The organism is Paracoccus haeundaensis (assembly GCF_006239215.1).
GTDB lineage: Bacteria > Pseudomonadota > Alphaproteobacteria > Rhodobacterales > Rhodobacteraceae > Paracoccus > Paracoccus marcusii.
This window is the reverse complement of the sequence record NZ_VDDC01000013.1, coordinates 52,887-79,155: the sequence shown is the minus strand read 5'-3', so window position 1 is coordinate 79,155 and position 26,269 is coordinate 52,887. Positions and strand designations below refer to the sequence as shown.

25 protein-coding genes and 1 tRNA gene are annotated in these 26,269 nt (G+C 67.6%); 10 read left to right on the top strand and 16 right to left on the bottom strand.

Going from position 1 to position 26,269, the window contains the following annotated elements; all coding sequences use genetic code 11:
- Position 1: 1 nt before the first annotated feature.
- A complete protein-coding gene (locus FHD67_RS08415; protein WP_046000997.1) occupies positions 2 to 505 on the bottom strand; it encodes a type III secretion system chaperone family protein in 504 nt (167 codons plus the stop codon).
- A gap of 178 nt (positions 506 to 683) precedes the next feature.
- Between FHD67_RS08415 and cobD the strand changes: the two genes are divergently transcribed.
- The gene (cobD, locus tag FHD67_RS08410; protein WP_139598438.1) at positions 684 to 1,646 is read left to right on the top strand and encodes a threonine-phosphate decarboxylase CobD; all 963 of its coding nucleotides are present in this window, start codon (positions 684 to 686) and stop codon (positions 1,644 to 1,646) included.
- On the opposite strand, the gene FHD67_RS08405 is transcribed toward cobD, so the two are convergent.
- Positions 1,643 to 1,939, bottom strand: a complete 297-nt coding sequence (locus FHD67_RS08405; RefSeq protein WP_139598437.1) for an alkylphosphonate utilization protein — start codon at positions 1,937 to 1,939, stop codon at positions 1,643 to 1,645. The two genes, cobD and FHD67_RS08405, sit on opposite strands and share 4 nt — an antisense overlap.
- Before the next feature lie 130 nt (positions 1,940 to 2,069).
- On the opposite strand from FHD67_RS08405, the gene FHD67_RS08400 reads away from it, so the two are divergent.
- Genes FHD67_RS08400 through FHD67_RS08380 form a run of 5 tightly spaced genes read left to right on the top strand, consistent with a single transcriptional unit; the run spans position 2,070 to position 5,133 of the window.
- Positions 2,070 to 2,534 (top strand): hypothetical protein, encoded by a 465-nt coding sequence (locus FHD67_RS08400; RefSeq protein ID WP_176695084.1) that lies wholly within the window; start codon positions 2,070 to 2,072, stop codon positions 2,532 to 2,534.
- Between the two features lie 54 nt (positions 2,535 to 2,588).
- Positions 2,589 to 3,491 (top strand): polyphosphate kinase 2, encoded by a 903-nt coding sequence (gene ppk2 / locus FHD67_RS08395; RefSeq protein WP_045981633.1) that lies wholly within the window; start codon positions 2,589 to 2,591, stop codon positions 3,489 to 3,491.
- 12 nt (positions 3,492 to 3,503) lie between these two features.
- Positions 3,504 to 4,361, top strand: a complete 858-nt coding sequence (locus FHD67_RS08390) for a PhzF family phenazine biosynthesis protein (RefSeq protein WP_046001000.1) — start codon at positions 3,504 to 3,506, stop codon at positions 4,359 to 4,361.
- Positions 4,358 to 4,651: a DUF1330 domain-containing protein gene (locus tag FHD67_RS08385; protein WP_046001001.1), complete on the top strand. Its 294-nt coding sequence runs from the start codon at positions 4,358 to 4,360 to the stop codon at positions 4,649 to 4,651. Before FHD67_RS08390 ends, FHD67_RS08385 begins: the two co-directional genes overlap by 4 nt.
- 38 nt (positions 4,652 to 4,689) lie before the next feature.
- A complete protein-coding gene (locus FHD67_RS08380) occupies positions 4,690 to 5,133 on the top strand; it encodes a tellurite resistance TerB family protein (RefSeq protein WP_342775287.1) in 444 nt (147 codons plus the stop codon).
- On the opposite strand, the gene FHD67_RS08375 is transcribed toward FHD67_RS08380, so the two are convergent.
- Genes FHD67_RS08375 through FHD67_RS08365 form a run of 3 tightly spaced genes read right to left on the bottom strand, consistent with a single transcriptional unit; the run spans position 5,122 to position 8,473 of the window.
- A complete protein-coding gene (locus FHD67_RS08375; RefSeq protein WP_139598436.1) occupies positions 5,122 to 6,417 on the bottom strand; it encodes an NAD(P)/FAD-dependent oxidoreductase in 1,296 nt (431 codons plus the stop codon). The genes FHD67_RS08380 and FHD67_RS08375 overlap by 12 nt on opposite strands.
- A complete protein-coding gene (locus FHD67_RS08370; protein ID WP_046001004.1) occupies positions 6,414 to 7,769 on the bottom strand; it encodes a glutamine synthetase family protein in 1,356 nt (451 codons plus the stop codon). The genes FHD67_RS08375 and FHD67_RS08370 overlap by 4 nt, the downstream gene beginning before the upstream one ends.
- Positions 7,766 to 8,473, bottom strand: a complete 708-nt coding sequence (locus FHD67_RS08365; RefSeq protein ID WP_045981638.1) for a type 1 glutamine amidotransferase — start codon at positions 8,471 to 8,473, stop codon at positions 7,766 to 7,768. Before FHD67_RS08365 ends, FHD67_RS08370 begins: the two co-directional genes overlap by 4 nt.
- Positions 8,474 to 8,611: 138 nt before the next feature.
- Here FHD67_RS08365 and FHD67_RS08360 point away from each other — a divergent pair, with 138 nt between their 5' ends.
- Entirely contained in the window at positions 8,612 to 9,751 is a 1,140-nt protein-coding gene (locus tag FHD67_RS08360) for an aminotransferase class V-fold PLP-dependent enzyme (protein ID WP_046001006.1), read from the top strand.
- Positions 9,752 to 9,817: 66 nt separating this feature from the next.
- Positions 9,818 to 10,279 (top strand): GNAT family N-acetyltransferase, encoded by a 462-nt coding sequence (locus FHD67_RS08355; RefSeq protein WP_046001007.1) that lies wholly within the window; start codon positions 9,818 to 9,820, stop codon positions 10,277 to 10,279.
- Positions 10,280 to 10,330: 51 nt separating this feature from the next.
- On the opposite strand, the gene FHD67_RS08350 is transcribed toward FHD67_RS08355, so the two are convergent.
- The gene (locus FHD67_RS08350) at positions 10,331 to 10,627 is read right to left on the bottom strand and encodes a hypothetical protein (protein WP_045981641.1); all 297 of its coding nucleotides are present in this window, start codon (positions 10,625 to 10,627) and stop codon (positions 10,331 to 10,333) included.
- Between the two features lie 153 nt (positions 10,628 to 10,780).
- Here FHD67_RS08350 and FHD67_RS08345 point away from each other — a divergent pair.
- A tRNA-Arg gene (locus FHD67_RS08345) sits at positions 10,781 to 10,857 on the top strand.
- 169 nt (positions 10,858 to 11,026) lie between these two features.
- Here the strand turns inward: FHD67_RS08345 and FHD67_RS08340 are convergent.
- From FHD67_RS08340 to FHD67_RS08300, 9 genes are all read right to left on the bottom strand, one after another.
- Positions 11,027 to 12,418, bottom strand: a complete 1,392-nt coding sequence (locus FHD67_RS08340) for a M20 family metallopeptidase (RefSeq protein WP_139598435.1) — start codon at positions 12,416 to 12,418, stop codon at positions 11,027 to 11,029.
- Positions 12,415 to 13,176 (bottom strand): ABC transporter ATP-binding protein, encoded by a 762-nt coding sequence (locus FHD67_RS08335; protein ID WP_139598434.1) that lies wholly within the window; start codon positions 13,174 to 13,176, stop codon positions 12,415 to 12,417. The genes FHD67_RS08340 and FHD67_RS08335 overlap by 4 nt, the downstream gene beginning before the upstream one ends.
- A gap of 1 nt (position 13,177) precedes the next feature.
- Complete coding sequence (locus FHD67_RS08330) at positions 13,178 to 14,032, bottom strand: ABC transporter ATP-binding protein (protein ID WP_139598433.1); 855 nt, start codon at positions 14,030 to 14,032, stop codon at positions 13,178 to 13,180.
- Positions 14,029 to 14,937 (bottom strand): nickel transporter permease, encoded by a 909-nt coding sequence (gene nikC / locus FHD67_RS08325; RefSeq protein ID WP_176695083.1) that lies wholly within the window; start codon positions 14,935 to 14,937, stop codon positions 14,029 to 14,031. Before nikC ends, FHD67_RS08330 begins: the two co-directional genes overlap by 4 nt.
- Positions 14,934 to 16,004 (bottom strand): ABC transporter permease, encoded by a 1,071-nt coding sequence (locus tag FHD67_RS08320; RefSeq protein ID WP_139598432.1) that lies wholly within the window; start codon positions 16,002 to 16,004, stop codon positions 14,934 to 14,936. The genes nikC and FHD67_RS08320 overlap by 4 nt, the downstream gene beginning before the upstream one ends.
- Positions 16,005 to 17,603, bottom strand: a complete 1,599-nt coding sequence (locus FHD67_RS08315; RefSeq protein ID WP_045981646.1) for an ABC transporter substrate-binding protein — start codon at positions 17,601 to 17,603, stop codon at positions 16,005 to 16,007.
- A 117-nt stretch (positions 17,604 to 17,720) separates the two neighbouring features.
- Positions 17,721 to 18,695, bottom strand: a complete 975-nt coding sequence (locus FHD67_RS08310) for a diguanylate cyclase (protein ID WP_218062288.1) — start codon at positions 18,693 to 18,695, stop codon at positions 17,721 to 17,723.
- Positions 18,696 to 18,697: 2 nt separating this feature from the next.
- Complete coding sequence (locus tag FHD67_RS08305; RefSeq protein ID WP_139598430.1) at positions 18,698 to 21,520, bottom strand: response regulator; 2,823 nt, start codon at positions 21,518 to 21,520, stop codon at positions 18,698 to 18,700.
- Positions 21,517 to 21,888 (bottom strand): hypothetical protein, encoded by a 372-nt coding sequence (locus tag FHD67_RS08300; protein WP_139598429.1) that lies wholly within the window; start codon positions 21,886 to 21,888, stop codon positions 21,517 to 21,519. The genes FHD67_RS08305 and FHD67_RS08300 overlap by 4 nt, the downstream gene beginning before the upstream one ends.
- Positions 21,889 to 22,811: 923 nt before the next feature.
- Between FHD67_RS08300 and FHD67_RS08295 the strand changes: the two genes are divergently transcribed.
- A complete protein-coding gene (locus tag FHD67_RS08295) occupies positions 22,812 to 23,837 on the top strand; it encodes a tartrate dehydrogenase (RefSeq protein WP_046001016.1) in 1,026 nt (341 codons plus the stop codon).
- A 1,398-nt stretch (positions 23,838 to 25,235) separates the two neighbouring features.
- Here the strand turns inward: FHD67_RS08295 and FHD67_RS08290 are convergent.
- Entirely contained in the window at positions 25,236 to 26,237 is a 1,002-nt protein-coding gene (locus FHD67_RS08290; protein WP_045983577.1) for a TerC family protein, read from the bottom strand.
- Between the last annotated feature and the right edge of the window lie 32 nt (positions 26,238 to 26,269).

Sequence of the window (26,269 nt, the reverse complement as noted above, 5' to 3'; positions counted from 1 at the left end):
GTCAGGCCCGTCCGTAAGTTTCGCCCAAGGCAATCTCCAGCGCCGCGGCGGGCGAGGTGCCGCCCCACCCGGCCAACTGGAACGAAGGATAGAACCGCTCGCACGCGGCCAGGGCGGTGCCGATCATCCGGTCCACCTGTTCCGGCAGCGCGATCGCGTCCCCCGCCAGCACCAGCCCGTACCGCCAGACCATCTGCCGCTGCGGCGCGCAGAAGGTGAAGGCCCCGTCCCAGACCCGGTCGTTGGCCAGGTTGATCGTCTGATAGATGGCCGGCATGCGGTCCGCCGGCGGGTCCATGTCAAAGCTGCAGATCAGCCGCAGCACCGCGTCGCGGGGCGACCATGCCAGGGTCAGCGCATAGCGGCGCCACTGGCCGTCCACATCCATGACGATCTGATCCTCGGCCAGGCGGTCGAACTCCCAGGCGTGATGCGTGGCCACGGCTTCGACGATGTCGATCGGGTGGATGTCGTCGATGCGCATGGAGGAATCGATCTGCGTCATGGTCTGCCTGTGGCTGCGGTCTTGCGCCGCGGTGGTCCTTGGGTGGCCACACAACACCGGGGGTCGGCGGCCATGGCGCTTACAACATATCGTGGTCGGCTTTACCACTGGTGTAAAGTCCGAATTGCCCCCGCCGCGGTGGTGTCCTAGCAGGGGCGGACAGGACCAAGGGGGCGGCATGGCACGCGATCACGGCGGCAATCTGGATGCGGCGCAGGCACGGTTCGGCACAAACGACTGGATCGACCTGTCGACCGGCATCAACCGCAGGCCCTGGCCGGTCCAGCCCCTGTCGGACACGGCCTTCCGCGCGCTGCCGATGGCCAGGGCGGAACGGGCGCTGATCCGGGTCGCCGCGGAATGGTTCGGCTGCGCGGACGACCATGTCCTGCCGATGGCGGGGGCCACGGCCGCGATCCAGCTGCTGCCGCGCCTGCGGCCCGCGGGCCATGCCGCGGTGCTGACGCCCAGCTACAACGAACATGCGGCCAGCCTGACCGCCGCGGGCTGGCGCGTCACCCCCGCCCCCGACCTGGACAGGATGCATGGCGCCGACCTGGCCGTCGTCGTGAACCCCAACAACCCCGACGGGCGGGAATGGTCGCCCCTGGCCCTGGCCGCGCTGGCACGGCGGGTCGGCCTGCTGATCGTCGACGAAAGTTTTGCGGATGCGCGCCCCGACCTGTCGCTGGCCCGGTCCCTGCCCGCCAATGCGGTGGTGCTGCGCAGCTTCGGCAAGTTCTGGGGTCTGGCCGGGCTGCGGCTTGGCTTTGCGCTGGCGGACCCGGCCCTGCTGTCGCCGCTGCGCGAGGCAGCGGGCCCCTGGTCCGTCAGCGGCCCCGCACTGGAGATCGCGACCGCCGCCATGGCCGACCGGGCCTGGGCCGACGACACCGTCACCTATCACGCCGAAGCCGCGCTGAACCTGGACCGGCTGGCCGCGCGCGCGGGCTGGCGGCCCCTGGGCGGGACGCATCTGTTCCGCCTGTACGACACGCCGGACGCGCAGGCGGCCCAGGACACGCTGGCCCGCGCACATGTCTGGACCCGGCGCTTTCCCTATTCGGACCGCTGGCTGCGGCTTGGCATTCCCGGCAGCCGGGACGAGTTCGCCCGCGTCGGGCAGGCCCTGACCCGCTAGCGCCTGCGCAGGAATTCCGTGCGCAGGACCAGGCCCCTGATGCCGTCGTGGCGACAGTCGACCTCTGCCGGGTCGTCGGTCAGGCGGATCCTGCGGATCACGGTGCCCTGCTTGATCACGGTGCTGCTGCCCTTGACCTTCAGGTCCTTGATGACGACCACCTGGTCGCCGTCGGCCAGCGGCGTGCCCGCGCTGTCGCGCACGATGCCGGCGGCGGCGGCCTCGGCCGCGACCTCGGCGGCGGGGCGCCATTCGCCCGTGGCCTCGTCATAGACATAGTCGTCATCGGCCATGGTCTGCCCTTTCGCGGCTGGTGGCGCAGGGTGCCGCCCGTCACGCCTTAGGGCGCGGGGGCGGGCCGCACAACCTCTGGCGCAGGGCGCGGGGTTTGGCCATGATGGGCCTGCGAAAAGGATGCCCCCGATGATGCGACTTGCCCTGTTCCTGACAATGCTGGCCGCCCCCGCGGCCTTGGCCGACGCGCCGCTGATGGTGCTGGACCGCACGCAGCTGCCGTTCGACCTGGGGCCCGGGAACCCCGTCAACAGCCCCGCGCGGCCGGGCAACGCGCCCCATGCGGCCTGGAACTCGGCCGGAAACACCGCGAACGCGCCGACTGCACCGGGCAACCGCCCCACCGACCGCGTGAACGAGGGGCGGGTGATCTTCACCTCGGACGGGTCGGTGGTAGGCTATTACGCGCCGAACGCGGTCGGGGTGCTGAACCTGTTCGACACCCAGGGCCGGCGCATCGCCTATCGCCCGGCGCGGGGCACGAAAAGCCTGTTCACCGTGCAGGGCGCCTGGTGCGGCACGGTCGACGGGCTGCGCGACGGCAGTCTGGTGCTGGCGGTCACGCCCGATTGCGCGCGCCAGTTCATGCGCTGACACCCTATCGTCACATTCCGTCCCTAGACCGCAGCAAAGCCACCGGAGACGCAGATGAACGACTACAAGGACTGGCTGCAGGCAGAACTGCAGGAGACCCTGGACGAGGATATCGAGCTTGAGATGGAGGACGCCGCCCTGTCGGCCGAGATCCGGCGCATCTATCGCAGCCACCATCCCGACCAGATGGACCGCAAGCTGTATTTCCGCGAACTGCTGCGCCTGCAGTCCGAACTGATCCGCCTTCAGGACTGGGTCAGCCACAACAACGAACGTGTCGTGGTCCTGTTCGAGGGGCGCGACAGCGCCGGCAAGGGCGGCGCCATCAAGCGCATCACGCAGCGGCTGAACCCGCGCGTGGCCCGCGTCGTCGCCCTGCCCGCCCCGTCCGACCGGGAAAAGACGCAGTGGTATTTCCAGCGCTATGTCCCCCACCTGCCGGCGGGCGGAGAGATCGTGCTGTTCGACCGCAGCTGGTACAACCGTGCGGGCGTCGAACGCGTCATGGGTTTCGCCACCGAGGATCAGGTCGAACAGTTCTTCCAGGATGTGCCCGAATTCGAACGCATGCTGGTCCGGTCGGGCATCCGGCTGGTCAAGTACTGGTTCTCGATCACGGACGAGGAGCAGCAGATGCGGTTCCAGATGCGCATCCACGACCCCCTCAAGCAGTGGAAGCTGTCGCCCATGGACCTGCAGTCCCGCGTCCGGTGGGAGGCCTATACCAAGGCCAAGGAGGACATGTTCGAACGCACGAACATCCCCGAGGCGCCCTGGTACATCGTACCCGGCAACGACAAGAAGCGCGCGCGTCTGAACTGCATCGACCACCTGCTGGGCCTGATCCCCTATGGCGACGTGGACCACGAACAGATCACGCTGCCCGATCGCGTCTTCAACCCCGATTATGAGCGCGACGCGGTCCCCCGCGAGCTGTATGTTCCGCAAAAATACTGAACCGGGGCGACGATGCTAGAATATCATGTCTATGACGTCTTCACCGACCGGCCCTTTGCGGGCAATCCGCTGGCCGTGGTCATGGGGGCCGATGCCCTGAGCACACGGCAGATGCAGACCATCGCCCGCCAGTTCAACCTGTCCGAGACGATCTTCGTCATGGCGCCGCGCGATCCCGCGCACCGCGCCCGCGTCCGCATCTTCCTGCCGCTGGCGGAGATTCCCTTCGCGGGCCACCCCACCATCGGCTGCGCGCTGCACCTGTCGGCGGGCGACGGCGATCTGGTGCTGGAGGAGGAGGCTGGGCCGGTCCCGGTGACCATCCGAGACGGCCTGGCCGAATTCGCGGCCCCCGTGCTGCCGCAGCTGGGCGATGCGTTTGCAGCTGACCTGGCCGCCGCGGGCCTGGGCCTTGGCGCGGACCGGATCGGCTTTGGCAACCATCGGCCGGTCGTGGCCCATGCGGGTCCGGCCTTCATCTTCGTGCCGCTGCGCGACGCGCAGGCCCTGTCCGATGCCCGCCCCGCGGGGGCCGCGTTCGAGGCGCTTACGGCACGGGTCGGCAAGGTCTATGCCTATGCCCCCGACGGCGCGGGGTTCCGCGCGCGCATGTTCGCCCCCGGCAGCGGCGTCCCCGAGGACCCCGCCACCGGATCGGCCACCGCGACCCTGGCCGCCCCCCTGCTGGCCGCAGGCGTCCTGCCCGAGGGAGAAAGCCGCCTGTCCCTGCGCCAGGGGGTCGAGATGGGGCGCCCGTCGCAGCTGGGCCTGCGCATCGCCGTCAGGGGCGGCGCGCTGGCGCAGGTCTGCGTGTCCGGCCGTGCCGTTCCCGTGGCCCAAGGCCGCATCCGCATCCCGGAGGACACATGACCAAGGCTTATTGGATCGCCCATGTGACGATCGACGACCCCGACGCCTATGACGCCTATCGACGGGCCAATGCCGCGCCCTTTGCGGAATACGGCGCGCGCTTCCTGGTGCGCGGTGGCGCGCAGCAGGTGGTCGAGGGCCATGCCCGCCCCCGCAGCGTCGTGATCGAGTTTCCCTCGCTGGAGGCGGCGCAGGCCTGTTACGACAGTCCCGGCTATCAGGCGGCCAAGGCGCTGCGCGAGCCGGTCTCTGCCGCAGATGTGATCATCGTCGAGGGCTGGCCCGGCTAGACCGCAGGCACCTTCGGGGGCATCCTTCGGCCATGTTCATGGACCTGCTGACACGCCTGATGGGCGATACCGCCGCGCCGATCGACCGCGACGATGCCGAACTGGCCATCGCCGCGCTGCTGGTGCGCCTGGCGCGGGCCGACGATCATTACGATCAGGCCGAACGCGACCGGATCGAGCAGGTCCTGTCCCGCCGCGGCCTGACCGCCGCCGAGGCCGCCGCCCGCCGCGCCCAGGCCGAGGCGCTGGAGGCGGAGGCCAGCGACACCGTCCGCTTTACCCGCCAGATCAAGGACCGCATCGCGCTGGAGGATCGTCGTGCCGTTCTGGCCGCGCTGTGGGAGGTCGCCTATGCCGACAACAGCCGCGACGCGGATGAGGACAGCCTGATCCGCCTGGTCTCCAGCCTTCTGGGCATGACCGACCGCGAATCGGCCGAGATCCGTCAGCAGGTGCTGGCCCGGACGGGCCTAGAACCCTAACCGGTCGCGCAGCCCGAACCACGCCATCCCCGCCACCAGCAGCGGCTTGCGCAGGGCCGCACCGCCCGGAAAGGGCCGGGTGGGAACGGCAGCCATCGCGTCGAACCGTTCGGCCTGGCCCGCCACGGCCTCGGCCATCAGCCGCCCCGCCAGCGTGGCCATCGCCACGCCATGCCCGGAATAGCCGCTGGCCGACAGGCAGTTCGGCGCGGGGCGGGTGAAGCAGGGCATCCGGTTCATGGTGATGGCCAGCGTCCCGCCCCAGGCATGGGTCAGGGGCACGTCCCGCAGCTGCGGATAGACCGACAGCAGATGCGGGCGGACCACCGCCGCAATGTCGCGCGGAAAGCGGTAGGTGACCGTCTCTCCACCGCCGAAGACCAGCCGCCGGTCGTCGTCGACGCGCCAGTAGTTCACGACGAATTTCGTGTCCGCCACCGCGATGCGGTCCGGCAGGATCTCGGGGTGGTCGTCCAGCGGCGGGGTCGCGACGATATAGTTGTTGATGGGCATGACCCGCGCGGCCACGCCCCGGTCCAGATCGCCCAGATAGCCGTTGCAGGCCAGGATGACGTGATCGGCCCGCAGCACGCCCTGATCGGTGCGGATGGTGCTGGGCGCGCCATGGGTCAGGCCGGTGACCTGCGCGCGCTCATGGATCACGACGCCCGCATCCCGCGCCAGCCGCGCCATCCCAAGGGCCAGCGCCAGCGGCTGCACATGCCCCGCCCCGCGGTCCAGATCGCCGCCGACATAGGCAGTGCTGCCCAAGGCCGCCGCCAGCCCGTCGCGATCCAGGGGCGTGACCCGGTCATAGCCGTAATGCCGTGCCAGATGGTCGGCCATGTGGCGGGCGTGTTCGACCTCCGCCCCGCTGCGGCAGGCATGGGCGATGCCGTCCCGGACCGGCACGCCCGCTTCGGCCGCGATGTGGCGGACGGCGGCCTTGGCCTCCTCGGCCAGGTCCCACAGGCGGCGGGCCATGTCGCGGCCCAGCTGCGCCTCCAGCCAGTCGACCTCCTGCCGCTGGCCGGACCCGATCTGGCCGCCGTTGCGGCCCGAGGCGCCGAACCCCACGCGCTGCGCCTCCAGCACCCGGACCGACAGGCCGCAACGCGCCAGATGCAGCGCGGCGGACAGCCCGGTATAGCCCGCCCCGATCACCGCGACGTCCGCCCGCGCCTCGCCCCGCAGGGGCGGCAGGTCGGGCTGCGGCCCGCACTGGTCGGCATAGAGGCTGGGCGGATAGGCCCCTAGCCCGTCGTTCAGGTGCAGCAGGTTCATACGTTCAGCAGCAGATGTTCGCGTTCCCACGGGCTGATGACCTGCAGGAACTCCTTGTATTCATTGCGCTTGACCGATTCGTAGACGGCGCAGAAATCCTCGCCCAGCACGCCGCGCATGGGTGCGCTCTCGGACATCAGGTCCAGCGCGTCGCCCAGGTTGTAGGGCAGCTCGTCCTCGGACATGTAGGCGTCGCCCAGGCATTCGGCGCGCGGGTTCTCGGCCTCCAGCAGGCCCAGATAGCCGCAGGCCAGGCTGGCGGCGATGCCCAGATAGGGGTTGCAGTCCATCCCCGCCAGCCGGTTCTCCAGCCGCCGCGCCTCGGGCCCCGAGATCGGCACCCGCAGGCCCGTGGTGCGGTTGTCGCGCCCCCATTCCAGGTTGATTGGCGCCGCGAAGTCCGGGACATAGCGGCGATAGCTGTTCACATAGGGCGCCAGCAGCGCGATGGCCGCGGGCAGGTGCTTCTGCATGCCGGCGATGAAATGCAGGAAGGCCGGCGTCTCACGGCCCTTTTCGTCGGAAAAGATGTTCCGGCCCGTTTCGATATCGGTGATCGAATGATGGATGTGCATGGCGCTGCCCGGCTCGCCCTCGATGGGCTTGGCCATGAAGGTGGCAAAGCAGTCGTGGCGCAGCGCGGCCTCGCGGATCAGCCGCTTGAAGTAGAAGATCTCGTCGGCCAGGGCCACCGGATCGCCATGGTTCAGGTTGATCTCGACCTGGCCCGCGCCGCCCTCCTGCAGGATGCCGTCGATCTCGAAACCCTGGGCCTCAGCAAAGTCATAGATGTCGTCGATGACTTTGCCGTATTCGTCCACCGCCGACATGGAATAGGCCTGTTTGGCCGCCGCGCGCCTGCCCGTGCGGCCCATGGGCGGGATGATCGGCTGGTTCGGGTCGATGTTGCGGGCGACCAGGAAGAACTCCATCTCGGGCGCCACGACCGGGTTCCAGCCCTTGTCACGATAGAGCTGCACCACGCGCTTCAGCACGTTGCGCGGCGCGATGGGCATGGGGTTGCCCTGCTGGTCGGTCGCGTCATGGATGACCTGGATGGTCCAGTCCGCGGTCCAGGGCGCGGCGGTGGCGGTCGAATAATCCGGAACCATCACCATGTCCGGTTCGGTGAAGGCGCCCGACGGGTTGTCGGCCCATTCCCCGGTGATCGTCTGCAGGAAGATCGAATTGGGCAGGTAGAACTGGTTTTGCCGCGCGAATTTCGACGCGGGCATGGCCTTGCCACGGGCGACGCCCGCCATGTCGGCCACGATGCATTCGACCTCGTCCAGGCGGCGCCCGGACATGAAGTCGCGCGCGGCCTGGGGCAGTTTCTCGGTCCAGTCGCTCATGCGGCACCTTTGTCGGCTTGCGCCAGGGCGCGGGGTTGCTTGAAGAAGGCCTCGATCCGGTCGGCCAGCAGGGACGCGCCGTCTGCCTGCCCCATGCGGGCCGCAGCCCCGGCCAGCAGGTCGTCCGGAACGACACCCTTGGCGCGGGTGTCCATCAGCCCTTGGATGAAGTCGTCGCCGAATTCCGGATGCGCCTGCACGGTGAAGGCCCTGTCGCCGTAGATCAGCGCGGCGTTTTCGCAGAAGGCGTTCCGGCCCGCGACCTGCGCGCCGGGCGGCAGGGCCACGACCTGATCCTGGTGCCAGGCGTTCAGCGTGACGGGCTGGCCGCCGAAATCGTAATCCTGCGCGCCCACGGCCCAACCGCCGGGATGCTTGACCACGGTGCCGCCTAGGGCCTGCGCGATGATCTGATGACCAAAGCAGATGCCGACCATCGGCACGCCCGCATCGTGAACGCGGCGGATGAAATCCTCCAGCGGCGGGATGAAGGCGTGATCCTCATAGGCCCCGTGGCGCGAGCCAGTCAGCAGCCAGCCGTCCGCATCGTGGATGTCCTGTGGAAACTCCATTCCCTCGACATGCCAGGTGGTGAAGTCGAATCCGCGCCCGGCCAGCAGGCGCACGAACATGTCCGGATAGTCGCCCAAATCCCGCTTCAGCTGCGCCGGCGACTGGCCGCATTGAAGGATGCCGATCCGCATGAAAAACCTTGATGTTGCTTGTGTCCGAAGCCTAGTCGCCCCGCAGGGGGGGCCGCAAGGGGGGCGTTTGCGCCTTTTGGCGGTCTGGCCGCGCAGACGCACAGGCGCTAGGCTGCGCGCAACGGAAAGGATGCACCCATGCCCCATCAGCGCCCCGAGATCGACCCGGACGGCCTTGACGAATTCTCGGTCGTGTTCACCGACCGGTCCCTGAACCACATGTCGAAACGCTTTCAGCAGGTCATGCGCGATCTGTCGGCGGGTCTGTGCGAGGTCTATGGCGCGGCCCAGGTGGCGATCGTGCCGGGCGGCGGCAGCTATGCGATGGAATCGGTCGCGCGCCAGTTCGGGCGCGACGCGCATGCGCTGATCGTCAGGAACGGCTGGTTCAGCTATCGCTGGAGCCAGATCTTCGACGCGGGCGCATTCGCGCGCGAGGTGACCGTGGTCAAGGCCCGCCCGCAGGGGAACGCGCCCCAGCTCGCCTATGCGCCCCCGCCCATCGACGAGGTCGTGGCCCGCATCCGCGACACGCGCCCCGACGCGGTCTTTGCCCCGCATGTGGAGACCTCGGCCGGGCTGATCCTGCCCGACGACTATATCACCGCGCTGGCCGATGCCGCGCATGAGGTGGGCGCCCTGATGGTGCTGGACTGCATCGCGTCGGGCGCCATCTGGGTCGACATGCGGGCCACGGGCGTCGACGTGCTGATCTCGGCCCCGCAAAAGGGCTGGTCGGCGTCGCCCGCCGCAGGCCTTGTCATGCTGTCCGATCGCGCCGCCGAACGACTGGCCACCACCGACAGCGACAGCTTTGCGCTGGACCTTAAGAAATGGCGCGCGATCATGCAGGCCTATCTGGATGGCGGCCATGCCTATCATGCGACCATGCCCACCGACGCGCTGCTGGGCCTGCGCGACGCGATGGAGGAGACCCGCGCGATGGGGTTCGCTGCCGCGCGCGACGCGCAATGGCGCCTTGGCCGGGCGGTCCGCGACGAACTGTCCGCGCGCGGCATCCGCTCGGTTGCGGCCGAGGGGTTCCAGGCGCCGGGCGTCGTGGTCAGCTATACCGACGACCCCGAGGTCAAGTCGGGCCGTGCCTTCGCCGCCCTCGGCACCCAGATCGCGGCCGGCGTGCCATTGGCAGTGGATGAAGGGGCCGACTTCTCGACCTTCCGCATCGGGCTGTTCGGTCTGGACAAGCTGCGCGATGTCGACGGCACGATGGCCCGGCTTGTGCCGGTGCTGGACCAGGCGACCGCCCCGCGCGGCTAAGCCTTTGACGCGCGCGTCACGGCGGGATAGTGCCCCGCCGTGACCATGTGGCGACAGGACCCCGACATGACGCTGACGATCGACCTGGAAAGCCCGCTTGGGCCCGACCTGGACCTGCTGTTCCAACGCCACACAGCCGAGATGCATGCCGATACCCCGCCGGGATCGATCCACATGATGCCCAAGGAGGCGCTGGAGAACCCCGCCATCGCTTTCTTCGTCGTGCGCGACGCGGGCCAACCTGTGGCCATGGGTGCCATCAAGGATCTGGGCGCATCCGAGGGAGAGCTGAAATCGATGCACGTGCTGTCCGAACAGCGCGGGCGGGGCGTGTCGCGGATGCTGCTGCGGCACATGCTGGGTCACGCGCGGAACGCGGGCTATGCCAAGCTGTCGCTGGAAACCGGCGTGCAGCCCGGATTTGTCGCAGCGCGTGGCCTCTATGCCCGCGAGGGGTTCACCGAATGCCCGCCCTTCGGCAGCTATCGCGCCGACCCGCATTCGGTCTTCATGACGCTGATGCTGTAATGCAAACGGCGCGCATCCTGCGATGCGCGCCGTCGTCTTCCTGTCGATCAATCAGTGCTCGTGCGTGGGCAGAGCCTTCAGATCATCCTTGGTCCAGTTGGTCCGGGCATGTACGGTGCCGCTTTCGTCGCGCATGAAATCCAGGTCGGTCGCCGGAACCATGACCGGCTTGGCGCCGATGCCCAGGAACCCGCCAACGTCCAGAACGACCTTGGCCGAAGCGCCCATGCCATGCGTGTGCGACACGCTGCCGACGGTTTCGTCGCCCGGGCCATAGACGGTGGCGCCGTCCAGAACGGCCTCGGTCAGTTCGTCGTGGGTCAGTCGCGTGTGGTTTGCGTGGTCCATGTCGACCTCCTTCAGGTGGTGTGGCACATCAACACCGGCCCCGCGGGTGCCGTTCCATGGTCATGGGAAGGCCCTGCGCACAAGTTCGTGCTTGCCAGGGCGATTAGCGTCTGGATTGCCGATGCGCCTGCCGCTAAGAAAGGCCAGCCCGCCGGCCCCGTAGCTCAACTGGATAGAGCAATTGACTTCTAATCAATAGGTTGCAGGTTCGAATCCTGCCGGGGTCGCCATTTTCCGTTTCAGCTCAGACCCTTACCGCACCAATCGGTGCATCTTTTCCTGTCCATAAGGACAGGATGACGCCGCCGCCGACTTCAGACAAAAGAGGCTTATCGGCCGGGCCTCCTTGGTGATTGGTTTAAAGAGTTCAGACACCCGGCCGATCTGTCACCCCTGCGGTCAAGTGCGATCCGCGGGCGTCCCCAGATCCCACCACAGCCCCGCCATGATCGCCAGCGCCTGCTGCGACAGGCTTTGCAACGCATGTTCGTCGGGCGCGTGCTGACAGCAGCCACGATAGGAATGGGGCACCCAGATCGTCGGCAGGCCCAGGATTTCCGCAAAGCATTCGTTGGGCAGCGATCCGGCCAGGTTCGGCAGCAGATGCGGGTCCTGCCCGGTCGTCCGCCGGACCGACACCGCGACCCGGCGCACCCAGTCGTGGTCGGGCATCAGCCGCGTGGCATGGGCGGGATCGCCGTCCCGCGGCACGATGCGCACCGCGTGATGGCCGTGGCGGTCCAGGTGGCGACGCAGCGCCGGCAGGATGTCGTCCGGATCGGTCCCCACGACATAGCGCAGCTGGCAGGTCGCCCGCGCTCGGCCCGCGATGGCATTCACGGGTGCGTCGGGCACGCCGGCGGTCATCGCCAGCACCGCAAAGCTGTTCCACCCAAAGGCGCGTTCGGTGGGTGTCAGCCCGACTTCTCCCCAATCGGCATCGACCTGGGGGCCGCCCGCCTCGATCACCGGCAGGTCGCGCAAGGCGTCGCGCAGCGCGGGCGTCAGGCTGTCGGGGCGCCATTCCGGGACCTGGATCTGGCCGCGCCGATCGCAGATCGTGGCCAGCGCATGGGCCAGGATCATCGCCGGATCGGCCAGAAGACCGCCCCAGTTGCCCGAATGATGCGCCCCCGACCGCAGCTCCAGCACCAGATCAAAGGCCAGCGCGGCGCGCGATCCCATGAACAGTGTCGGCACGTCGGCCTGCAGGCGCGGGCCGTCAGACGCGATCAGCACATCGGCCTCCAGCGCATCGGCATGGTCCCGGCAGACCTGGGCCAAGCCGGGCGATCCGGTCTCCTCGGACATCTCGAAGATGATCCGCATGTTGAAGCCCAGATGCCCGCGCGTGTCGATGACCGCCTGCAGCGCGGCCAGGTTGATCAGGTGCTGCCCCTTGTTGTCGGCCGCGCCACGGCCATACAGGCGGTCGCCCTCGGCGGTCAGGACAAAGGGCGACAGCCCGTCGCGCCACTGGTCGGTCTGGGCGCGGACCACGTCGCCATGACCATAGGTCAGGACCGTGGTCAGGGCCGGATCCTCGATCCGTTCCGCGATCAGCAGGGGGCCGCCGCGCGGGTCGGGATTGTCCAGCACCCGCGTGGCGAAACCCAGACCGGACAGGCGCGGTATCATCGCCTCGGTCAGATAGCGGTCCAGATGGGGCCGCTGCGCCGGGTCCTGGCTTTCGGTCGGATGCGCCACCAAGGCCGCCAGATCTGCCTGGAATCCGCCCTGGTCGAAATAACCCTCGGCGCGGGCGACCGCATCCTGTCGCGCATCGGTCATGGGCGGGCCTCCGGGCGGTATCCGGCGGACGCCTCGATCAGGTGGGTGGTATAGGGCTGGGCGCCCTGCCCCGCCCGCAGATGGGACGCCGGCAGGATCTCGACGATGCGGCCGCGCTGCATCACGGCCAGCCGGTCGCACATATGGGCGATCACCGACAGGTCGTGGCTGACCATCAGATAGGTCAGCCCGTGTTCGTCGCGCAGATCGGCCAGCAGGTTCAGGATCTCGGCCTGGACGCTGACGTCCAGCGCGCTGGTCGGCTCGTCCAGCAGCAGCAGGCGCGGCTCCGCCGCCAGCGCGCGGGCGATCGCCACGCGCTGACGCTGTCCCCCGGACAGCTGGTGCGGATAGCGGAAGCGGAACCCCCGGCCCAGGCCCACGTCGTCCAGCAGCTTGACGATGCGCTGGTCGATCCGGTCCATGCCCTGCAGGCGCAGGGTTTCCGCCAGGACGGCATCGACGGAATGGCGCGGATGCAGGCTGGCATAGGGGTCCTGGAACACCATCTGGACGGTGCGAAAGAACGCCCGGTCGCGCCGCTCTCCCTTCTGGATCTGACCGTCGACCGCGATGTGGCCGGACCAGCCGGGGACCAGGCCTGCGATGGCGCGCAGGATGGTCGATTTGCCCGACCCGCTTTCGCCGACCAGGCCAAAGCTTTCGCCCTGCGCCACGTCGAAGGCCGCATCGTGGACGGCGGTGACGCGGTCGGGCTCCTGCCCGAACCAGACGGTCAGATCGGCAACGCTCAGCATCTCAGGGGCCTTTCACGACGGGGTCGCGCCAGCTGTCCTGGCGCTGGAGGACCGACAGGCGCGACACCGGCGCGTCCAGCCGCGGCAGGCTGTCCAGAAGCCCGCGGGTATAGGGGTGCTGTGCCCGGTGCAGATCGCGGGCGGGCAGCGTCTCGACCACGCGGCCGGCATACATGATCAGCACGCGGTCGCAGAACTGCGCGACCAGGTTCAGGTCGTGGCTGATGAAGATCAGCCCCATGCCGCGGTCGCGGACCAGCCGGTCCATGATGTGCAGCACCTCGGTCCGGACCGACACGTCCAGCGCGCTGGTCGGTTCGTCCGCGATCAGGATCTGCGGGTCGGGGGCCAGCATCATGGCGATCATGATGCGCTGTCCCATGCCGCCCGACACCTCGTGCGGATAGCTGTCCATGACGCGTTCGGGGTCGCGGATCTGCACGGCCTCAAGCATCTCCAGCGCCTTGGCGCGGGCGGCGGCGCGGGGCGCGCGGGCGTGCAGGCGATAGGCCTCGATGATCTGCTGGCCCACGGTCATCACCGGGTTCAGGCTGAACTTGGGGTCCTGCATGACCATGCTGATGCGCCCGCCGCGGACGCTGCGCATCTGCCGGTCGGGCAGGTTCAGGATGGACCGGCCCTCCAGCTCCATCCGGGCGGCCTCGACCCGGCCGGGCGGACGCACCAGGCCCAGGATCGCGCGGCCGGTCATGGACTTGCCCGACCCGCTCTCGCCCACGACGCCAAGGCGTTCGCGGCCCAGGTCGAAATCGATGCCGCGCACGGCCTGGAATTCGCCCTGCCGGGTCGGGAAGGTAACGCGCAGGTCGCGCACGGACAGAAGGGGTTCGGTCACGACTTGTCTCCCTTGGGGTCCAACACGTCGCGCAGCCCGTCGCCCAGCAGGTTGAAGGCCATCGACACCAGAAAGATCGCGATGCCCGGCATGGCGGCGACCCACCAGAAGTCCAGGATATAGCCCCGCCCGTCCGAGATCATCGCCCCCCACTCGGGCAGCGGCGGCTGTGCGCCGAGGCCTAGAAAGCCCAGGCCCGCCGCCGACAGGATGATCCCCGCCATGTCCAGCGCCACCCGCACGATCAGCGACGACAGGCACAGCGGCCAGATGTGGCGGATCAGCAGGCGCAGCCGCCCCGCCCCCTGCAGGCGCGCGGCGGCGATGAAGTCGGCGTTGCGGATGGTCAGCGTCTCGGCCCGCGCCAGGCGCGCATAGGGCGGCCAGGCGGTCAGCGCCAGCGCCAGCACCGCGTTGCCGATGCTGGGCCCCAGGGCCGCGACGAAGGCCAGCGCCAGGATCAGCTTGGGGAAGGCCAGAAAGATGTCGGTCACCCGCATCAGCACCTGGTCCACCCAGCCCCCGGCGAACCCCGCCACCGTGCCGATCAGCAGCCCGATGACCGGCGCGATCAGCGCGACCGTGCCCACGATGAACAGCGTGATGCGCGAGCCGTGGATCAGCCGCGAGAGGATGTCCCGCCCCAGGGCGTCGGTACCCAGCCAATGCGCGACAGACGGCGGCTGCAGCCGGTCGGCCAGGTTCTGGGCATAGGGGTTCTGCGGCGCGATCCAGGGCGCCAGGATCGCCATGCCGATCAGCAGCACCAGGATGATCAGCCCGACCATCGCCAGCTTGTTGGCGCGAAAGGTCAGCCACCCCTGATAGATCGCGCCAAGCCGCGCCTGGCGGCGGGTCTGGGGCGCGTCGGACAGTAGCCAATCGCGGCGTGTCATGGCGCTCATGTCGACCTCGGATCCAGGAAACGGTACAGGATGTCGCTGAACAGGTTCAGCACGACGAAGCACACGCCCACGACCACCGTGCCGCCCAGGACCGCGTTCATGTCGCCCGACAGAAGGCCGCGGGTGATGTAGCTGCCCAGTCCCGGCCAGCTGAAGATGATCTCGGTCAGCACCGACCCTTCCAGCAGAGAGCCGAAGGACAGCGCGATGACCGTCACCAGCGGGATCGCGATGTTGCGGAAGGCGTGGCCCCAGATGACGGCGCGTTCGGACAGGCCCTTGACGCGGGCGGTGGTGATGTATTCCGCCGACAGCTGTTCCAGCATGAAGCTGCGCGTCATGCGGCTGATATAGGCCAGCGAATAATAGCCCAGCAGGCTGGCCGGCAGGATGATGTGAGAGAACGCGTCGCGAAATGCGCCCCAGTCCCCGGCGATCAGGCTGTCGACCAGGATCATGCCGGTCACGCTTGGCACCATCCCATCATAGATGATCCCCTGCCGCCCCGGCCCCCCGACCCAGCCCAGCATGCCATAGAAGATCAGCAGGCCCATCAGCCCCAGCCAGAAGATCGGCATCGAATAGCCGACCAGCGCCACGACCCGTGCGACCTGGTCGATGACGCCGCCGCGCCGCGCCGCCGCGATCACGCCCAGGGGCACGCCGATCACGACGCCGATGAATGTCCCCAGGGCCGCCAGTTCGAAGGTCGCGGGAAAGACGCGGGCGATGTCCTGTGCCACCAGCTGCCCGGTGGAGATGGAGCGCCCGAAATCGCCGCGCAGCACGTCGCCCACATAGGACAGGAACTGCACGATCAGCGGCTGGTCCAGACCCATCGCCACATAGGCGGCGTCGTACTGGGCCTGGGTGGCGCGGTCGCCCACCACCTTCAGCACCGGGTCGATCGGCATGACCCGCCCGATGATGAAGGTGACCAGCAGCAGCCCCAAGAGCGTCAGCGCCAGCGACAGGACGGTCCCCGCTACGCTGCGCACGCGCCTGCGGGTCAGGGCGCGGCGCCGCGACGATGCGGTCGCGACGCCGGTCGGATCGGTCAGGGCCATTTATTCGCCCTTCGTCACCTGACGATACATGACCGACGAAATGGCGCCGCCGCTCCACCAGTTCTGGACGCCGTCGCGCAGGCCGACCTGTTCGATGCGCTGGAACAGCGGCACGATCGGGGCCTCGGCCTGGTACTGGCGCTGGATGTCCTGGTACATCGCGGCGCGGGCGTCGGCGTCCTGCTCCAGGGTGGCTGCGACGGTGGCCTCGTTCATCTCGGCCGGCACCTCATAGGCGTTGCGCCAAGCCAGGAGGCCCACGGCCGCGGCCTCGTCGCTGTTGTCGGGGTTATAGGCGAAGGTCGCGGCATTGGTGTTCGGGTCCGAGTAATCCGGCCCCCATTCGCCCAGGAAGATCGGAACCTCGCGGGCGCGATAGGCGTCCAGCACCTGCGCGCCGGTCATCTGCTCGATCTCCAGCGTCAGGCCGACCTGGGCCATCGACGCCTGCAGGGTCTGGGCCACGTCCACGTATTCGCGCAGGTCGCGCACGCGGGTGGTGATGGTGCCGCCCTCGATCCCCGCATCGGTCAGGATCTGGCGGGCCTTCTCCACGTCATAGGTCCAGGGCTGCTCGTCCAGCACGCCCAGATAGCCCTGGGGCAGGAAGGTCTGGTGGGTGACGAACTGACCCTTCAGAAAGCTGCCGGTGATGCCCTCGTAATCGACGAGGTGCTTCATCGCCTCGACCACGGCGGGGTTCGACAGCAGTTCGTCCTTCTGGTTCAGGCCCATGTACAGGATGCGGCCGCGCGGCTCGTCCTGGATGGTCACGCCCTCGACCGCGGCGATGGACTCCACGTCCGTCGGCGTCAGGTTGCGCGCCACGTCGATGTCGCCCTGCTCCAGCAGCAGCCGTTGCGCACTGGATTCGGCGACGTTGCGCACGATCACGCGCTTCATCTCGGGGGCGCCCTGCCAGTACTCCTCATAGGCGGTCAGCTGCACCGCCTCGTTCGGACGCCAGGCCGACAGCACATAGGCGCCCGACCCGGCCTCGTTCGTGTTCAGCCAGGCATTGCCCATGTCGCCGTCGACCTCGTTGGCCATGACGGTCTCCATGTCGACCACGCTGGCGATGTTGGCGGTCAGGCAGTTCAGCACGAAGGTCGGCGCATAGGGCTTGTCCATCGTCAGCGTCAGCGTGTTGCCGTCGGCGGTGATCATCTGATCGACGTTGTCGGCGGTAAAGCCGAACTGGGTCAAGATGAAGGCCGGGGTCTTGTCCAGCTTGACCGCGCGCTGCAGCGACCAGGCGGCGTCCGCGGCGCGCACGGGGTTGCCGGAATGGAAGGTCGCATCCTCGCGCAGCGTGAAGGTGATGGACAGGCCGTCCTCGGACACCGCCCATTCGGTCGCGAGGCTGGGCTGGAAGCCCGCGTCCGGGTCCAGCGGGTTGAAATCGACCAGCCGGTCATAGGTGTTGTTGTTGACGTCGTTGCCCGCGAATTCGAAGCTTACCGCCGGGTCCAGGCTGATGATGTCGTCGATCGTGTGGGCCACGACCAGGGTGTCGGCCGGCGTCTCGGCCCAGGCCGCGGGTGCAAGCGCCAGCGCCGAGGCCAGAAGCATGGCGCGCATGGTCAGGGGATATGTCATGTGAGGTTCCTGTCGGTGATCGGCCCCCGCTGTGTCGCGGGGTTGCATGTCATGCAGCCTGCCGCAGGCCCGTCCGGCATTCAATGCCAATCTGACGGCCGGCCCGACGGGAAGGGCCTAGCCCGCCCTGACATCCCCGACGACCGGGCCGTCCAGCGCGGACGCGTCGCGCAGCGGGTGATCGGCGCTCATCACCTGCCCGCTGACGCGGTTCCGCCCGGCCAGCTTGCTGCGATACAGCATCCGGTCGGCCCCGGTCAGCCAGAAGGCATTGTCGCTGCCCATGTCGCAACGCCCCGACGCGACGCCGATGCTGATCGTCACCACCTGCCCCACCTGCGACGCGCGGTGCGGGATGGCCAGCGCCTCGACGCCGGCGCGCATCGTCTCGGCCAGGTGAAGGGCGCCGTCCAGGTCGGTGCCGGGCAGGATGCAGGCGAACTCCTCGCCGCCATAGCGCGCGCACAGGTCGCCCGACCGGCGGATCGCCTGCGCCAGCGCCTGCGACACGGCCTTGAGGCAGATGTCCCCCTCGGGGTGGCCATAGCTGTCGTTGAAGCCCTTGAAGTGATCGATATCCAGCATCAGCACCGCGATCAGACCGCCGTCGCGCGCCTGCCGGTGCAGCTCTGCCTGCAGGCGGCGTTCCAGCATGCGCCGGTTGGCCAGCCCCGTCAGCGGATCGCGCAGCGCCTGTTCGGTCAACTGGTCGCGCATCCGCTTCATCTGGACGTGGTTGCGCACGCGCCGCTGCAGGGCGGCCGGGCGGATCGGCTTGGTGACATAGTCGATCGCACCGACTGCCAACCCGCGCAACTCGGCCTCGTCATCGCCCAGGGCGGTGGCGAAGATCACCGGAATGTCGCTAAGCAGCGGATCGGCCTTGAAGATGCGGCACAGCTGATAGCCGTCCATGCCGGGCATCACCACGTCCAGCAGGATCAGGTCCGGCCTGCTTTCGCGGGCCACCTGCACGGCCTGTTCGCCGGACAGGGCAAAGCAGATCTCGTATTCGTCCTCCAGAACGGCGGTGACGATCTCGATGTTGGCGGGTTCGTCGTCGATCACAAGGATGACGGGGCGGTTGTCCATGTTCATATCCCTGGTTGACCGGTGTCGGGGTGGGGGCCGTTCAGCAGCGCATCTGCCGCGGCATAATCCAGCCGCAGCAGCGCGCGGCGCACGGGGTGGTCGTCCATCGCCATGCGGTCCAGCTGCAGCGCCTCGGCCAGCGCGTCAAAGCTGGCACGGGCGGCCATGCTGCGACGGCGGACCTGGTCGCGCAGATGGCCGCGCAGCTGGGCGATCCGCGCGCTGTCGCCGGCCGGGGTGGGCGGCGACGCGGCCGCGTAGGGCGTGCCCGCCGCCGCCGTCAGGCTGTCGGCGGCGGCGATCGCCGCAGCCAGCGGGCCGGACAGCTGCGCCAACAGCGCGTCGAAGCCGATCGTGTCATCGGCCTGCAGTGACGCCTCGATCTGCCCGGCAAGGGCCGCGATCCGGGGCAGCTCCAGCGAGGCCGCGACCCCCTTCAGGGTATGGGCGGCGCGATGCGCGTCCTGGCGTCGTCCGTCGGCGATCAGCTGCGCGATCTGCGCGACAGCATCGCGGTTCCCTTCGGCAAAGGACAGGATCAGGCGGCGCAGCAGCGGCCGCTTGCCGTTCACCCGTGCCAGCGCGGCGGGGATGTCGAAGGGCGGCAGGTGGTCGGGCAGGTCCGCGGCACCCACCCCCTCGGCCCGCAGGGTCGGGGGGGCGGCGGTGGGCACGATCCGCATGTGGCGTGACAGCACCGCGATCAGGCGCGCGGGATCGACAGGCTTGGTCACGTGATCGCACATCCCCGCCTGCATGCAGGCGCGGCGTTCGTCGTCATAGGCATGCGCGGTCAGCGCGATGATGGGCAGGGCCTCGGCCGTGTGCGTCAGGCGGATCTGCCGCGTGGCGGTCAGCCCGTCCATCTCCGGCATCTGCATGTCCATCAGCACGGCGGCATAGCCCGCCGCACCAGCCTCGACCATCCGGCAGGCGACAAGCCCGTTCTCGGCGCAATCGACCAGCAGGCCCGCATCGCCCAAAAGCGCGACCGCGATCTCCTGGTTGATCGGATTGTCCTCGACCAGCAGCACGCGTTGACCGCGCATCGCCTCGGGCAGCACGGGGGCGGCGGGCAGGACGGGCGCGACCTCGGGGACATGGCGCTCGGCCAGCCCGGGCAGCTGCTTGAGCGCATCCAGCAGGTTGCGCGCGTTGATGGGCTTGGCCAGGAACAGGTCGATCGTCTCTCCGCCGGCCTCGGCCATGACGGCGTCGACGCCGTGCGCGGTCATCACCATCGTGGCGGGCATCCGCCGCAGACCCACCCGCCGCAGCGCGCGCAGCGTCTGCAGCCCGTCCAGATCGGGCATCTTCCAGTCCAGGATCACCAGGTCATAGGGATGGCCCCGCTGATCCGCCGCCTGCACCATGTCCAGCGCCGCGCGGCCCGAGGGCGCCAGGATCACCCGGATCTGCCAGCGGGCAAAGATCGCCTCCAGCATCTTCAGCGCGATGGGGCTGTCATCCGCGATAAGGATGCGCAGGGCGCGGATCGCGCTGCAGGGCAGGATCGCCTCGGCGGCCTCCACCTGTCCGATCCCCAGGCACAGCGAGAAGGTGAACCGGCTGCCCTGCCCCGGCACGCTCTCCGCGCGGATCCAGCCGTCCATCTGCTGGACGATCTGCTTGCAGATCGCCAGCCCCAGCCCCGTCCCCCCGAACCGCCGCGTGGTCGAGCTGTCGGCCTGCGTGAACGGCGTGAACAGCCGGCCGACCTGGTCGGGCGTCATGCCGATGCCGCAATCGCTGACCGAGATCTCGACCCGGGCCTGGTCGTCCTGCCGTTCGACCAGGCGGGCGGTCAGCACGATCTCCCCATCCTCGCTGAACTTGGTCGCGTTGCTCAACAGGTTCAGCAGCACCTGGTTCAGGCGCAGCTCATCCCCGACCAGCATCTCGGGCAGGCGTTCGTCGATCTCCTGGCGCAAGGTCAGGCGGCGGGCGGCCATGGTGTCGGCCACCATCTGGACCTGGCATGACATCGCCGAACGCAGGTCGAAGGGCCGCGCCTCCAGGGTCAGCGCCCCCGCCTCGTTCTTGGAAAAATCCAGCAGGTCGTTGATCAGGCGCAATAGGACGCCCCCCGCGGTGCTGATCCGGCTGACATGCTCGCGCTGGCGCGGTTCCAGCGTAGTTCGCTGGACCAGGTGGCAAAAGCCCAGGATGGCGTTGATGGGGGTGCGGATCTCGTGGCTCATGTTGGCCAAGAACATGCTCTTGGTGCGGTTCGCCTCCTCGGCCTCGCGGGTGCGTTCCTCCAGGGCGGCGCTTTTGGCCACGATCTCATCGCTCATTTTGCCGATGCGGTCGAAGGACTGGACGACCTTGTCGCTGACCCAGACCAGAACCGCGGTCTGAAACGCCACGATGGCCCCGTGCAGCAGCACCCGCGCCACGTCGCCGTCGGTCGAGAACACGGCATTCGGCAGCAGATAGAACAGCACCAGATGATGCACAGTGATCGCCGCCGCCGACATGATCAGGGCCGACCGATCGAACCATGCCAGGTTCAGCGCCAGCACGGCATAGAAGTACATGTGCATGTCCATCTGCCAGGCGTGCCCCTCGAACACCAACAGGAACAGCGCAGGCTCGCCCACCAGGGCCACGGCGGCGATGTTGCGCGTCACCGGCCGAGTGCGGCGCAGCCTCCACAGCAGGTGATAAAGCGCGGCTAGCCCCCCGGCCAGTGCCATCGCCGTAAACGGTGACATGCTGCCCACCCACAGCGCGGCCAGGCCGATTACCGGGACATGAGCCCAGAACAGCGTGACCAGCATCCGGCCATAGCGCGCCCGCAGCGCGTTCAGTTCGACGTTCATCGTGCCCCCTCCGCGTCCGACGCGACGCATCCCAAAGATCCCGGCGCGGGCAGCACCAGCCATGCGCCCCGCTGGCGGACGCGGTCCTCGAACCCGTCGTCGCCCGACAGCACGACCGACAGGCCGGGCAGCGCGCCAAAGGCGATCACCCCGCCCCCGGCGGCATGGACCAGGTCCAGAACCTGCGCCCGATGCAGGCCGGGACTGGTCATAACAAGGAACTGTCCCGGCGCGCCCGGGCGGGTCAATGCATGGCCCGCCAGCGCAACCAGCCCCGCCAGCGCCAGCGCCAGCGCCGGCAAAAGCGCGCCCAATGCACCCCCCTCGGTTTCGGGCGCCGTCATGTCGGCACCGGTTCCAGATGTCACGATGTGCTCCTGCCCTATCCTTGAAGTGCACAATATCCCGCAACGCGTCGTCCGTCCGCAGACCGGTCGAATGCAAGAATGTCCAAAACGATGCGGTTCATACGGAACCAGTGGCGTAACCGTGCGCCCACGGGGGGTCCGGGGGCGCGTAGCCCCCGGCCACCGCGGGACGCAATCCGCGTGCAACGGCCCTCGCAGACGGGCCGCCGAACCCCGCCCCCGCCCGGCGCTGCCATGGCTGCCTAAAAATCATGGGACAAAGCGGATCAGTCGCCCCGCACGACTGTATTTCGTGAAGGATTCCCTATTCTGAGATGGGGCAGTGGCTCCAGGCTAGTCGATCATCGCTGCATTCTGTGATCTCAACAACATCGCCCACCCGCGGGGTCGTGTGATCGACCGGCGGCTGGTTCCTATGTGCTGCTCGCTTCCAATACTCCCTCCACCGGATGCCATAAGTGACAGCGCCGGCCCGCCCATCGCTTTCCGTGACGATGACTGCGGAATCCACGCGCGGTGCTCCGCTTAGGCGGTGATCGGGCAATCCAGGATGTACCGCCCCGGACATCTCCGCGTCCCCGGCATTCCGGTCGAATGCGGCACCTGACTGGCACTTCATCCGGACGAGGGCTTTCAGCGCATTCTTGACGCCGTGCAGCTTTGACAACGCGGGTCAGGCCATGGACCTGTCGGCCTATCCGACCTAGGGTCCCTGCGCCGGCACTTTACACGCGCCCCGTCACCGGCCATGCGGCGGCTCCGGACAGGCACGGTCCGGATCAACCGCCATGGTCGCTGGTGCAATCATGCTCTGCCGGCCGGGGCCTGCGAGTAACCGGGCATCGGCAGCGATCCGGGCTGCACGGCCTGTCGCGAACGTGGCCAACACAAGACCGTGCCGAATGAAATCTGAGGAGCCTTCCATGACCCACCGCATCGCCCTGATCCCCGGAGACGGCATCGGCATTCCCGTGACCGAGGCCGCCCTGCGCGTCATGGAGGCCAGCGGCGCCGACATCGCGACCGAGAGCTTTCCCTGGTCCTGCGATCATTACCTGCAGCACGGCCGCATGATGCCCGAGGACGGGATCGAGACCTTGCGCGGCTTCGACGCCATCTTCCTGGGCGCGGTGGGCTGGCCCGCCCGCGTGCCCGATGCCGTGTCGCTGCACGGGCTGCTGCTGCCCATCCGCAAGGCCTTCGTCCAATACGCCAACATACGCCCGCACCGCCTGCTGCCCGGCGTCGAGGGTCCGCTGAAGACCCGCAATTTCGACATCCTCTGCATCCGCGAGAACACCGAAGGCGAATATTCCGGCGCTGGCGGCCGCGTCCATCAGGGCACACCTGACGAGGTCGCGGTCGAGACCTCGATCTTCACTCGCGCTGGCGTGGAACGCATCCTGCGCTTCGGCTTCGAACAGGCGCAGGCACGGCGGGGCAAGCTGGCCTCGGTCACGAAGTCGAACGCGCAGCGCCACAGCATGGTATTCTGGGACGAGGTCACCGACGAACTGGCCGCCGAATACCCGGACGTCGCTGTCACCCGCTACCACATCGACGCGATGTGCGCGCGGATGGTCATGGCGCCCGAAACGCTGGACGTGGTCGTGGCCTCGAACCTTTTTGGCGACATTCTGACGGATCTGGGCGCGGCCATCCAGGGGGGCCTGGGCTTTGCGGCCTCGGCCAACATCGACCCGACGCGCCGCAACCCGTCGATGTTCGAACCGGTCCACGGCTCGGCCCCCGACATCGCGGATCAGGGCATCGCCAACCCGATGGCGGCGTTCTGGTCGGCGGCGATGATGCTGGACCACCTGGGCCAGACGGCCCCCGCCGCCCGCATCATGGCCGCACTGGAGGCCGCCACCGCCCGCGGCATCGGCACCCGCCCCGGCCGCGACACCACCGACGCCATCACCACGGCCGTTATAGCGCAGCTGTAAAGACCGCACCGACCCGCGCTCCCCGTCGGTCTCTACCGACCCAAGCCCGGCGCTCCGGCGAGCGCTGACAGATGCGTGGGTCGGTGCCGATACCAGCGCCACAGAAGATCCTGACCTCGCGCCGGGCATTCCTTGGGCACAGTCGCGGTTATCGAACCGTACATGGTTGAACGACGATGACTGGTGCCGCCCGTGCCGACAGTCGCATATCTATGCAACACGCCATTCTGCGGATGCTTTTGCAAAACACTATAGCGGTGATTCCTGGACGCCCTGCGCGGATTGTGGCGCTGCAGAAAAGCAAGTCATCATCTGAATTCCGGGTCTGGATTGTTGCTGATGCTAATCTCACGCCTTGGTTCGCTGAGGTGACCCATCGACGGATAGCCAGTTCCGTCCAGCCACGGCACTACGGCCTAAGCGCAGTTTTACAGGAGGATCGTTGCTCAATGTGATGATCACGACAAGGTTGCTCCTGTCGTGCGTCGATAATGTTGAGACAGTATGCTGCCCTGACAAACGGACGTTATGGCAGTTGTAATTGTGTTCTTGGTAAAGCGACGGAACACGACCTCCGGCGTCGTCGCACGTCGTGATAAACCTGCCAGAGGGCCCTGCCGTCATTCGGGCCGACAGTATGCAGCCAGTCAGCCGCTTTCGTTGGATTGACCTGTGTAAAAGCACGGTGGTGAACGATCAACAGAGGCCTTCATTCCTACGCCTCTCGGCGGAGAAAGCATTCACGTCCTTGTCGAGGCGAGACTAGTCACTCGCACGAAGACCTTGGCAGTGTAGCAGTCCTAACGACGCGACACGCATGCATATCGTTTTTTAGGATGGCATGCTCTGTAAGCCTAACCAGCAAATCTCTGCATGGTCTGCGCGTTCCTCCTTTCCATCGCAAAACCGACAGAAGGGCTGAATCTATAAAAAGCGGAACAGGAAAAAGCGCCGCTGGAAACGTTTCTTATCCCATGATGCCGTCACAGGTTATCATCAAATTGTGCCGCAGCATCCATACTGACCCCGCGGTCTTGCTGGCGTCCAGCTACGGACGCGCGAGAGGACACTGACTTGTCGGAACTCGGATATTGCCCGATAGCGTTACGAGTACGACTTACTCTGACGCCGAGAATGAAGCCTGGACTAGTGACGAAGCCGATCATCATGCTCGGAACCGATGCGACCGATTAAAGGCGATCTAAAATCACTGCCCAATGACGGCGGGATGAAATTTTCTCCCGGCTCGGTAATCTTGACGATCACCCATGCGCGCCTTCTCTGCGTCCAAGACAGGTCACTGTGCGCGTTCGGAATGTTTCGTCAACACGCTAGGGGAACAGCGGAACTTGCGCCGGCGGCCTTTCGGGCGCCGACGCGGAAAGCATACAGTCCGGGTCAGTTCCGGTTCTCGCCGAAGGGCAGCGGTTCGGGAGACTGGCCGCGGGTCTTGGCCAGCGACACGACCACGCCCACCGTTAGGATGAAGAACGTGATCCCAAGCGACCAGGACGGCGGGAACTTCTCCCAGCCCATCAGGTCCGCGATGAAGATCTTGGAACCGATGAAGATCAGCAGGATCGACAGCGCGTATTTCAGATAGGCGAAGCGGTGCAGGATCGCGGCCAGCGCGAAGTACAGCGCCCGCAGGCCCAGGATCGCGAAGATGTTCGAGGTGTAGACCAAATACGGGTCCGTGGTGATGGTGAACACCGCGGGAACCGAGTCGACAGCAAAGACGAGGTCCGCGATCTCGATCACGATCAGCGCCAGCAGCAGGGGCGTGGCCCAGCGGACCAGCTTGCCGGTCTTGGGATCGGGAATCTTGACCGTGAAGGCATGGCCGTGAAGCTCGTCCGTGACGCGCATGCGGCGGCGCAGCCAGTTCAGCGCCTTGTTGTCGGCCATGTCCGTGTGATCGTCGCTGGCGAACAGCATCTTGATGCCGGTGAAGATCAGGAAGGCCGCGAACAGGTACAGGACCCAGTGATAGTTCTCGACGATGGTCGCGCCCAGGCCGATCATGATGCCGCGCAGCAGGATCACGCCCAGGATGCCCCAGAACAGCACGCGGTGCTGGTATTCGCGCGGAATCGCGAAAAAGCTGAAGATCAGCGCGATGACGAAGATGTTGTCCATCGCCAATGTCTTCTCGACGATGAACGCGGTCAGGTACTGCGCCGTGGCCTCCCCGCCCATCGTCCAGTAGATGAAGCCCGAAAAGGCGATGCCCAAGGTGATGTACATGGCCGACAGCTTGAGGCTTTCGGCGATCCCGATCTCATGGTCGTCCTTGTTCAGGACTCCCAGGTCAAAGACCAGCAGGGCGATGACCAGCCCCATGAAAAGCAGCCACATCCAGATGGGCTTGCCCAAGAATTCGCTTAGAAGAAGTTCCACGATGCCCTCGCAAGACTGAAAATGTGCGGGGC

Coding starts and splice junctions, on each gene's coding strand:
- FHD67_RS08365 (WP_045981638.1), bottom strand. CDS start 8,473: ATGCGGATCGGCATCCTTCAATGCGGCCAGTCGCCGGCGCAGCTGAAG.
- FHD67_RS08405 (WP_139598437.1), bottom strand. CDS start 1,939: ATGGCCGATGACGACTATGTCTATGACGAGGCCACGGGCGAATGGCGC.
- FHD67_RS08320 (WP_139598432.1), bottom strand. CDS start 16,004: ATGGCCCTGACCGATCCGACCGGCGTCGCGACCGCATCGTCGCGGCGC.
- FHD67_RS08355 (WP_046001007.1), top strand. CDS start 9,818: ATGACGCTGACGATCGACCTGGAAAGCCCGCTTGGGCCCGACCTGGAC.
- FHD67_RS08295 (WP_046001016.1), top strand. CDS start 22,812: ATGACCCACCGCATCGCCCTGATCCCCGGAGACGGCATCGGCATTCCC.
- FHD67_RS08400 (WP_176695084.1), top strand. CDS start 2,070: ATGATGCGACTTGCCCTGTTCCTGACAATGCTGGCCGCCCCCGCGGCC.
- FHD67_RS08375 (WP_139598436.1), bottom strand. CDS start 6,417: ATGAACCTGCTGCACCTGAACGACGGGCTAGGGGCCTATCCGCCCAGC.
- FHD67_RS08315 (WP_045981646.1), bottom strand. CDS start 17,603: ATGACATATCCCCTGACCATGCGCGCCATGCTTCTGGCCTCGGCGCTG.
- FHD67_RS08350 (WP_045981641.1), bottom strand. CDS start 10,627: ATGGACCACGCAAACCACACGCGACTGACCCACGACGAACTGACCGAG.
- FHD67_RS08370 (WP_046001004.1), bottom strand. CDS start 7,769: ATGAGCGACTGGACCGAGAAACTGCCCCAGGCCGCGCGCGACTTCATG.
- ppk2 (WP_045981633.1), top strand. CDS start 2,589: ATGAACGACTACAAGGACTGGCTGCAGGCAGAACTGCAGGAGACCCTG.
- FHD67_RS08380 (WP_342775287.1), top strand. CDS start 4,690: ATGGACCTGCTGACACGCCTGATGGGCGATACCGCCGCGCCGATCGAC.
- FHD67_RS08415 (WP_046000997.1), bottom strand. CDS start 505: ATGACGCAGATCGATTCCTCCATGCGCATCGACGACATCCACCCGATC.
- FHD67_RS08335 (WP_139598434.1), bottom strand. CDS start 13,176: ATGCTGAGCGTTGCCGATCTGACCGTCTGGTTCGGGCAGGAGCCCGAC.
- FHD67_RS08310 (WP_218062288.1), bottom strand. CDS start 18,695: ATGGACAACCGCCCCGTCATCCTTGTGATCGACGACGAACCCGCCAAC.
- FHD67_RS08305 (WP_139598430.1), bottom strand. CDS start 21,520: ATGAACGTCGAACTGAACGCGCTGCGGGCGCGCTATGGCCGGATGCTG.
- cobD (WP_139598438.1), top strand. CDS start 684: ATGGCACGCGATCACGGCGGCAATCTGGATGCGGCGCAGGCACGGTTC.
- FHD67_RS08390 (WP_046001000.1), top strand. CDS start 3,504: ATGCTAGAATATCATGTCTATGACGTCTTCACCGACCGGCCCTTTGCG.
- nikC (WP_176695083.1), bottom strand. CDS start 14,937: ATGAGCGCCATGACACGCCGCGATTGGCTACTGTCCGACGCGCCCCAG.
- FHD67_RS08385 (WP_046001001.1), top strand. CDS start 4,358: ATGACCAAGGCTTATTGGATCGCCCATGTGACGATCGACGACCCCGAC.
- FHD67_RS08360 (WP_046001006.1), top strand. CDS start 8,612: ATGCCCCATCAGCGCCCCGAGATCGACCCGGACGGCCTTGACGAATTC.
- FHD67_RS08340 (WP_139598435.1), bottom strand. CDS start 12,418: ATGACCGATGCGCGACAGGATGCGGTCGCCCGCGCCGAGGGTTATTTC.